Here is an 8023-nt window from a genome sequence, read left to right as displayed (position 1 = left end):
CCTCAATATCAAGTGTTCCTGCTTTTGACGAATCTTCAAATACATTCGCCCAATTTTGGAGATAACTTGCACGCAGTTCTTTAGCGAATTTTTTCGTAACTTGTACGGCGTAACTTGCTTCTGTAGCTGAAGCATTAATCTGGTTTACATGCTCTAAGAGGTATTTTTTGATCGAAGCGGCCCCCTCGTCTTTCACCAGAACATTCGTCATGTGAGTTTTCATCTCTTTGAGCGCTCGTTCTTGAGTTCCTGGGACTAATGCCTCATTAAGCATTTCTTCCACAATTTCCAGAGTTCCTGCTCGCCAATTTCGACGATGCCAAGGAGTAATGCGTGATGTCAGCTCAAGTATGCGTGGAACGAGTCCATCTAGATTTTGTGGTTGGTTAACAATCATCGTTGTGCTATCGTGGGGCTTGCAAATGGGAATCACGTAAATTGTATATGGATAGCATATAAGCGAAACCATTCATTTACCTGTACTCCCATTCTTTCTTCCGAGGCGCTCCCCTAATTCCGGGTTGAGCGCCTCGTTTGTTTATTCCAGATCTTAGTTTCACTTTTACACCCTAACCCCTTTTTTAACTCCACAGTCGAAGAATACCTGTCATTCATTTGCTCCTGGTGGCGTGGGCTATTTCGTGAAGTGCGAAGTCTAGGGTGTCGTCGTCATGGCAGCCGAAGCCAAAAACGATGCCGTTTTCGGCGTTATCGCCACCCCAATAATCTTCCAGCGCGGTCACGTGGATGCCGCTTTTTGCGCATTCCGCCACGATTTCGTGAGCGGGCCGTGTGCATAGCAATACTGCGTGAAGTCCACCGGTGATAGGGAGGAGGGTTGCATTGGGAAGGTCAGTTAAAACCGTCATGACGCTATCGCGGCGTCGACGATATATGCGCCGAAGCCGAACGATGTGGCGTCGCAAAGCACCGGTGCGCATGAAATGGGTTAACGCGGTTTGGGTGATAGAACTTACCGGTTGACCGGAGATTGACCGTAGGTGCGTGAGAGCCGGAATTAACTTGTGGGGAACCACCAGGTAGCCGCAGGCGACGGCGGGGGAGACCACGGCCGAAAAAGTGCCCAGCAAAACGGTGTTTTCCGGGGCCAATGCCGCGAGCGCGGGCACCGGCTGGCCCACGTAGCGAAGTTCGGAATCGAAGTCGTCTTCGATAATGATGCTGCCCGTATCACGTGCCCAATGCGCTATTGCTATTCGACGGCTACCGGACAACACGCCGCCGTAGGGGTATTGATGACTCGGGGTGATAAGGACAGCCTGATTATCCGGCAGGCCCTGGAGTTCTTTGGGGTTTAATCCCGCTGAATCTGTTGCGATATTGTGCAATGTAAACCCCAAGGATTCCGGTATGCGACGCAGGCTGGGAAACCCGGGGGCTTCGACCCCTACTATCTTCGCGGTGGGATGCTGGCTGGCTAGCGCCCGAAGAAAAAGCGTCAGTCCTTCGCGGCTACCAGCGGTAACGAAGATGCGTTCTGGTTCGACCACTAGGCCGCGCATGAGCCGTAGATGTTCGCTTATCTCCTTGCGAAGATGCAGGTCACCCGCCTCGGGTGCATTATCGGTCACAGCGATGGCTGTGCATGCTTTGCGCCACGCCGCCCGCCAGGTGGAATCCACGATGGTGCTGGTGTCGGGTAGGCCGGGAGTTAGGTGAATATAAGCGGACGTGGGTCTTGGTGGTTTGGGGTGGCTGACATCGCTGTGGGGAAATGCCGGTGTGGTGAGTTTGCCTAATTCGGGATTAATTTTTGTGCCGGAGCCGCTGATGCTCACGAGGAATCCCTCAGCAATGAGCAATTCGTAGGTGGCCACGATTGTTCCACGTGAAACCCCAGTCTGTTGAGCGAGTGTCCGAGTGCTGGGCAGGTGATCGCCAGCGTTTAGTAAACCCGTGGTGATGAGTGCTTTTAACTGCTGTGCTAATTGGGTAGGTAGTGGTCGGGGGTCGGTGGTATCGGGGGTCAACGAAACATCGGCTATAAGATCAGGGCGCATTAGTTTTACAGTCGCACACAAAAGTGGTCCATTGCAACCTATGCAATGTGGATCTGGTTGATAAACCGCTTGCGTGGTTCGATGGGCTGCATGGCAGAAAATCTTCTCGATAAAATTAAGCGGACTCCCGCCCAGCCGCTGATGGGCGGGGTCATCATGGATGTGGTTAATCCTGAACAGGCGCGAGTTGCTGAGGCGGCAGGCGCAAAAGCGGTCATGGCTTTGGAGCGAGTACCAGCAGATATCCGTGCCCAAGGTGGAGTGGCGCGGATGAGTGATCCAGCGATGATCGAAGACATTATCGCTGCTGTCGACATTCCGGTGATGGCGAAGGCGCGGATCGGGCATTTCGTTGAAGCACAAATCTTGCAAAGCTTAGGCATTGATTTCATTGATGAGTCGGAGGTGCTAAGCCCGGCGGACTACACCCATCACATCAATAAATGGGATTTCACCGCGCCATTCGTGTGTGGCGCGACGAATCTGGGGGAGGCGTTGCGACGCATCACTGAGGGGGCGGCGATGATTCGATCAAAGGGAGAAGCTGGAACCGGTGATGTCTCGGAAGCGGTTCGGCATTTGCGGACGATCAAAGGTGAGATCAACAAATTGCGGACATTGAATCCGGACGAGTTGTTTGTGGCGGCTAAAGAGTTGCAAGCACCCTACGAGCTGGTGCGTAATGTTGCGGAAACGGGTACTTTACCCGTTGCGTTGTTCGTTGCGGGTGGGGTTTCCACGCCAGCCGACGCGGCATTGGTTCGGCAATTAGGTGCCGAGGGAGTGTTTGTGGGGTCTGGTATTTTCACGGCTGAAAACCCAGAAAAACGAGCTAAAGCGATTGTTCAGGCCGCCACGCATTACGACGATCCGCAGGTAGTGGCGGATGTGTCTCGCAATCTTGGTGCAGCGATGGTGGGCATAAACGTCTCAGAAGTACCCGCACCGCATCGATTGGCGGAACGGGGTTGGTAATTAACCCCAAAATTTTCGTTGATAAGAACACAATTGAGGTTTCTAAGATTATCGGCGAATTTCAATTTGAAGCCTGAAAACGTTTGCGGGCGAAACAGTTCGATAGGGGCGTCGAAAAGTAGAAAATTTGACGGGAAAAATATCTGCTTTTCGGTCGCCCCGTCGTTGTTAGCACTGCCTGTTTATATGCATTATTTTTTACATAACTTCGGCGTCGGAAAGATCGTCGAAACCCACGATCTTTTCTCCGAAACCGATCATCAAAATGCCATAGGGATCCCCGATCGGTAGGGTGCATTCTTGAAAAATGAGATCCCATTTTTTGCCGCCTCTAAACGTAAAAAGCGGAAGATCTATAAATTTTTCATTATCAAAATTGGCGCAGGTATCGGTATCTTTCAATCCCACTTTTTCGGGGGTGGTGGCGATAGTTGTAAGTAGCAATTCCAAAGCCTCTTGTTCAAATTGTGCAGTTTTATCAACAATCTTTGTAATAAAGTCGAAATCGATGGAATTAATATCTAGGTTTTCGTCGATTTCTATAAAAATATTGCCCGAGTTTAAAAAGTGAATCTGCGAATCCGGGGTGTCTATAACCTCCATTTCGCCAATAGGGGTTAAGACGGTTTGCTTCTCTGCGTTCATGAGAAGAATAATAAAACCTTACAATATGAAAAACCTTGGTATAACGTGAGAGAAGAACAAAGCAATTCAGGAGTCGCCATGTCTATTTCCATAACCCCCGAACATGTTATGCGTGCTCGGCAGCTGGTTTTGGCAGCCGCCGCACGAAATAAGCTGGTAGCAACCATTCAAGCCACGGAATCTGGCGAGATTTTTGCCCTCGATAATGGCTATGGAATTAGCGTGCAAACGTTTGCCGAGCGAATTGCGCAAGCGGATCAGGCCGAGTGGGCTGAATTAGCAAACCAAATAGTTCGTACCGGGCACGACGATTCGGTTACCCCTGCCCCCGTTGCAGAAACTGGCTTTGCGGAAACTGAAACGCAACTCGACGTTTCTATTAGTGCAGGAGACGACCTGCAACCCATTACTGAATCTCCATTAGCCGTTGCTGACATTGCGGATCTCGACGTTAGTTCCGAACCGCCAGCTGTTTCTGCAGATTTTGAACCAGAACCGGTGGCCGTATTAGAACAAGACGTTATTTCGCCTGCAGAATCAGCCCCTCTTTCCAGTGTCACCGCGCAGGCGGGGGATGTTTCCGACGCTGCTATTAGTACGATAACCATGCCGGAATCCGTCATTACCGAGGAAACCGTTATCGCGGAAAACAGCGAGCCAGTTGCGGAAGAAGCACCTGTCGAACCGGAAGTTGCCGAGCCACCCGCAAAATCGGAAGCGGAGATTTTGCGCAGCATTCGCACTCGGTTGATCCCGTTGGATGTCAACGACACTGAACGTTTCTCTTACGCCCGGAAATTCCCGGCGGGAATTTTGCAAATCTTGTGCGAAGACACCCCAGAGGCGGTCAAGCTGTTAACTGCCGAAAACGTCGCCGAGCTCAATATTCCGATTGAAAAGCTATATGAGGTTGGCCAGGCGAATACCGATGCGGAACCGATTTCGCGCATTGTTGATGTGGACGACACGGTGCGGGTGATTGAAGGGGATAGCTTCTTCATTGCGGCGAAAGCAGGCAATATGCGCGCACTTGTCGAATCCGCAATTGGGCCAGCCCCGCACGGAGTCGTGTTTGGTATTCCTAATCGCGGCACCATTGTGTTTGCGTTGCCACATACTCGTCATCCTGCCGACGCACTCATCGGTGTTACGCAAACCATGGATTCCATCGCGCGTAATCCGGAGGTGTACCACCCAGGTGGTTTGATTAGCTCCGCAGCATTCTACTGGTCGCCAGACGACACCATTGATGTGGTGGGCTGCCGTCGGAAGAAGGATAACGGCGAAGAAGCGCTGTCGATCGTCCCGTCGGAAGCATACGAGAAGTTCTGCCCACTGGGTTCGCATCAAAATTTGCTTTTCTAAATTGTTTTTTGCCGGAAAAAGGAAAAATAATACCTTCTTAACACCCAGCTTAACAGTACTTTATCGGTAAAGTTGCAGGTCACAGGGTTTGACGTTGGGCAATTTATAAGCCACCATGATTCGGTGAAGTCTTTTAAAAAAGCGGTTCAAATTCTTGCCAGCCTCACCCTCATCGGTGGGTTAGCGGCTTGCTCTTCGACTGGCGGCGCCCAGAAAAACGCCGCCGATCCGGCGTCGACAAGCGGCGGAACGGTCGATACCCCACGGTTAGTCGTAGCGATGGTCACCCACGGCGCGCCCGGCGACACGTTCTGGGATCTGGTGCGCAAAGGCGCGGAGGATGCTGCGAAGAAAAACAACATCGAATTGCGGTACTCCAACGATCCGCAAGCCCCCAACCAGGCAAATCTCGTGCAAGCAGCCGTTGACGCGAAAGTTGACGGCATCGCGGTAACCCTGCCAAATGCCGAAGCCATCGGGCCTGCCGCGCAGAAAGCCGTGACTGCGGACATTCCCACCGTCGCGCTTAATGCGGGCATGGACGAATACCAAAAGTACGGAATTTCTGGGTTCTTCGGGCAGGAAGAAAAAGTCGCGGGCACCCAAGCCGGTGAACGGCTACGCAACGACGGCGCGAAACACGCGCTGTGCGTTATCCATGAGCAGGGAAATTCCTCCCAGGAATCCCGCTGCGCCGGACTGGCGGATGGTTTAAGCGGCGGCAAGGTGGAGATTTTGTACGTCAACGGCCAGGATCTCACCGCCGCCCAAGCAACGATGCAAGCGAAACTCGCCCAAGACCCCAGCATCGATTGGGTGATGGGGTTGCAAGCGCCCGTTGCTATCCGCGCCATCGACGCAATCTCGGCCGCGGGTTCGCAGGCGAAGATCGCAACATTTGACACCAATGCTGAATTGGTGGATGCGATTAAAGACAAGAAAATCGCGTGGGCCGTCGATCAGCAGCCCTACCTGCAGGGATACCTGGCCGTTGATGCGTTGTGGTTAGCGAAACGCAACGGCGCCACGGTCGGCGGCGGCCGCCCGGTGTACACCGGCCCGAGCTTCGTCGACGAGACAAACGTCGATACCATCGCAACAGCGGCCAAGGCAGGGCTGCGATGACCGCGCCTCATGCGGAGACGTCAGCCGACGATCGACTTAACTCCCGCACGAGCTTTTCGACGCTCATCCGTCGCCCCGAATTCGCCAGCGTCTTAGGTGCAGTGGTGATCTTCGCACTATTTATGGTCGTAGCACCGCCGTTTCGCTCCTTTGAGGCCTTCGCCACCGTCCTTTACGCCAGTTCCACTCTCGGAATCGTGGCACTGGCGGTGGGCCTACTCATGATCGGCGACGAATTCGACCTCTCATCTGGCGTCGCGGTAACCACAGCGGCGCTGGCAGCAACCATGCTTAATTACAACCTTGGGCTTAACTCCTGGGTGGGGGCTGCAATCGCCCTCGTAATCTCCTTAAGCATCGGCGCGCTCAATGGTTACCTCGTGACCCGAACCGGAATCGCATCATTCCTCATCACACTGGCGGCATTCCTCATGCTGCAGGGGTTGAACCTGGCGGTGACCAAACTCGTCACCGGCCAAGTGGCAACCCCACCCATCGGCGATATGGAAGGCTTCCCCTCTGCCCGGATGGTTTTCTCCGGCGCCATCCCGATTGCGGGCATTAACGTGCGCGTCACCGTCTTCTGGTGGATTTTCTTCGTCGCCATCGCCTCGTTCATGCTGTACAAAACCCGCTTCGGTAACTGGATTTTCGCCGTCGGCGGCGACCAAGACGCGGCGCGCGCCGTGGGCGTTCCAGTCCGAAAAGTCAAAATCATCCTCTTCATGTTCGTCGGGTTCGCCGCGTGGTTCGTCGGAATGCACACCCTCTTTGCCTTCGACTCCATCCAAGCGGGCCAAGGCATCGGCAACGAATTCCTCTACATCATCGCCGCCGTCATCGGCGGCTGCGCGCTTACCGGTGGTCGCGGCACCGCCGTCGGAACCGCAATCGGTGCGCTCATTTTCGGCATGACAAACCAAGGAATCGTCTACGCCGGGTGGAACCCCGACTGGTTCAAATTCTTCCTCGGCGCAATGCTGCTCTTCGCGGTACTGACCAACAGCTCTTTCGCCAAATACACCACCAGGCGGTAATCGAACATGGCAATCATCGAATTACGGGACATCACCAAATCCTACGGCTCCTTCGACGCGCTGCGCGGTGTTAATCTCACTGTCGACGCCGGTGCCGTGACCTGCGTCCTCGGCGATAACGGTGCCGGGAAATCTACCCTCATTAAAATACTGTCCGGCCTGCACGAACCCACCAGCGGCCAGATGCTTATCGACGGCGAACCGACCCACTTCGCCAACCCGCGCGCTGCCCTCGACGCCGGAATCGCCACCGTCTACCAAGATCTCGCCGTTGTTGACCAAATGTCCGTATGGCGCAACTTCTTCCTCGGCAACGAATTAACCGGCGCATTTGGCCGACTCAAAGCCGAAGAAATGAAAACCATCACCCAGGAGCAACTACGGGGCATGGGGATTGACCTGCCCGATGTTGATGTGGAAGTTGGCAGTCTCTCCGGCGGCCAGCGCCAAGTAGTCGCAATTGCCCGCGCCATCTACTTCGGTGCCCGCGTCCTCATTCTTGATGAACCTACCGCCGCGCTTGGTGTTAAACAATCCGGCATGGTTCTCAAATTCGTCGCCGCCGCCCGCGAAAACGGCATTGGCGTGGTGCTTATTACCCACAACCCACACCACGCCTATCTGGTTGGCGACAAATTCACCATCCTCAACCTGGGGCGACAAATACTAAACGCGGATCGGGACAACGTCACTTTGGAAGAACTAACCAAACAAATGGCTGGCGGCGGTGAACTTGAGGCATTAAGCCACGAGCTCAACCGATAGCTGGTCACAGCGGAACCCACCAGGCGCACCTACCTTTAACCAAACCAAAGCCTGGTGGGTTCCGCTATTTCGTGCGGTGGGTTCCGCTAT

General features: G+C 53.9%; 8 protein-coding genes. 5 read left to right on the top strand and 3 right to left on the bottom strand.

Annotated features, from left to right (window positions below; all coding sequences use genetic code 11):
• Positions 1-397 (bottom strand): hypothetical protein (locus Q4D85_RS14325; RefSeq protein WP_303201464.1); only part of this gene is annotated, 397 nt, incomplete at its 3' end.
• 214 nt (positions 398-611) lie between these two features.
• On the bottom strand, positions 612-2021 hold the full coding sequence (locus tag Q4D85_RS14320; RefSeq protein WP_303201463.1) for a PLP-dependent aminotransferase family protein: 1410 nt from the start codon (positions 2019-2021) through the stop codon (positions 612-614).
• A gap of 90 nt (positions 2022-2111) precedes the next feature.
• Here Q4D85_RS14320 and pdxS point away from each other — a divergent pair, with 90 nt between their 5' ends.
• Complete coding sequence (pdxS, locus tag Q4D85_RS14315) at positions 2112-2996, top strand: pyridoxal 5'-phosphate synthase lyase subunit PdxS (RefSeq protein ID WP_303201462.1); 885 nt, start codon at positions 2112-2114, stop codon at positions 2994-2996.
• Between the two features lie 198 nt (positions 2997-3194).
• On the opposite strand, the gene Q4D85_RS14310 is transcribed toward pdxS, so the two are convergent.
• Positions 3195-3641 (bottom strand): hypothetical protein, encoded by a 447-nt coding sequence (locus tag Q4D85_RS14310; protein WP_303201460.1) that lies wholly within the window; start codon positions 3639-3641, stop codon positions 3195-3197.
• Positions 3642-3719: 78 nt separating this feature from the next.
• Between Q4D85_RS14310 and Q4D85_RS14305 the strand changes: the two genes are divergently transcribed.
• The 4 genes from Q4D85_RS14305 to Q4D85_RS14290 all read left to right on the top strand — a co-directional run bounded on the left by Q4D85_RS14305 (position 3720) and on the right by Q4D85_RS14290 (position 7933).
• Positions 3720-5006 (top strand): hypothetical protein, encoded by a 1287-nt coding sequence (locus Q4D85_RS14305; protein ID WP_303201458.1) that lies wholly within the window; start codon positions 3720-3722, stop codon positions 5004-5006.
• 123 nt (positions 5007-5129) lie between these two features.
• Positions 5130-6131: a substrate-binding domain-containing protein gene (locus Q4D85_RS14300; RefSeq protein WP_303201457.1), complete on the top strand. Its 1002-nt coding sequence runs from the start codon at positions 5130-5132 to the stop codon at positions 6129-6131.
• Entirely contained in the window at positions 6128-7168 is a 1041-nt protein-coding gene (locus Q4D85_RS14295; protein ID WP_303201455.1) for an ABC transporter permease, read from the top strand. Before Q4D85_RS14300 ends, Q4D85_RS14295 begins: the two co-directional genes overlap by 4 nt.
• A gap of 6 nt (positions 7169-7174) precedes the next feature.
• Positions 7175-7933 (top strand): ATP-binding cassette domain-containing protein, encoded by a 759-nt coding sequence (locus Q4D85_RS14290; RefSeq protein ID WP_303201453.1) that lies wholly within the window; start codon positions 7175-7177, stop codon positions 7931-7933.
• The last annotated feature ends 90 nt before the right edge of the window (positions 7934-8023 follow it).

Source organism: Corynebacterium sp., from assembly GCF_030532965.1.
In the GTDB taxonomy this organism is placed as follows: domain Bacteria; phylum Actinomycetota; class Actinomycetes; order Mycobacteriales; family Mycobacteriaceae; genus Corynebacterium.
Note: the sequence above shows the minus strand (reverse complement) of the source record. Positions and strands in the feature narration are given on the sequence as shown.